Source organism: Bradyrhizobium sp. MI1.10 (genome assembly GCF_055811035.1).
Genome location: NZ_JBVVPN010000144.1, coordinates 1 through 892, shown reverse-complemented (window position 1 = coordinate 892; position 892 = coordinate 1). Strand labels below are relative to the sequence as shown.

General features: G+C 56.3%; 1 protein-coding gene. It reads right to left on the bottom strand.

Translation table 11 applies throughout. The features are described 5' to 3' along the window. A partial coding sequence (locus AC0L3K_RS40635; RefSeq protein WP_473368208.1) for a hypothetical protein occupies positions 1-374 on the bottom strand: 374 nt, incomplete at its 3' end. Positions 375-892: the final 518 nt, after the last annotated feature.

The following is an 892-nucleotide window of genomic DNA, read 5'->3' as shown; positions in this document are numbered from 1 at the left end:
ACCACGTTCCCATCATTGAACGCCTGCTCCTTTGTGTCCTTGTTGCAGGTCCAGACAAAATTCTTCTTGCCGGTAAAGGTCTTTTCGTCCTGCTCAAGCCGAAGCTCTCCTTCGGTGATATGGCAGACCATGGCATTCATCATCGGGGGCCCCATGGTCTTCGATCCCGGCTGCATGATGATGTCGCGCATTGAGACGGTCTTAAAACCCGGGATCAGCGATGGTGTCTCGCTATCATACTCACGCACCACCACACCTGGCCACGGAGTTGTGTCCTTGTAGCCCGTAGTTTGAGCGGCGGCGGGCTTTATCATGGCCGCCGAAGCCGCTGCCAACCCGAATGTCAATGCAGACCTTCGATCGATCTTGCTCATCGCTTTTCTCCCTAGGTTACTGCAACAAGCCGCCGCAAAAGCTGCGCGCGTGTGGAATGTGAAATCGTGGTGTGAAACCGAAAAGGGGGCGGTCTCTTAGGGTAGCGTACCTGCCGACAGCGCTAGTACTGCTCGTTCGTCCCGAACGGTGACTTCGGCACATCCCGCTTCAAGGGCAACCACATTCTACGAGAACGGACGCGCCCTAGAAATGGGTGTTTCGCCCAAGAGGCATAATGCCTCAGTTTGCTTAGGCCTGAAGTTCGGACCCGGCGTCAGCAACTTCACACTGCGACCAACTGAATACGCAAGTCAGTGTCACTGACTGGTCCTGTGGCGGGTCGCAGTAAGTGTGCGGCCACGACCTATTGGCGTCGAGTGCGGAGGCGATGATGCTGCTCCCACAAGACCGCCCGGAGTTAGCCCATCAGCGAAGTGGCAGCACGCCTCAGTTTTATCGGACAAAGGGCAAGCGTCCGATGGCATCAGTGCAACCCGGAAATGAAATAGCTCCAAGC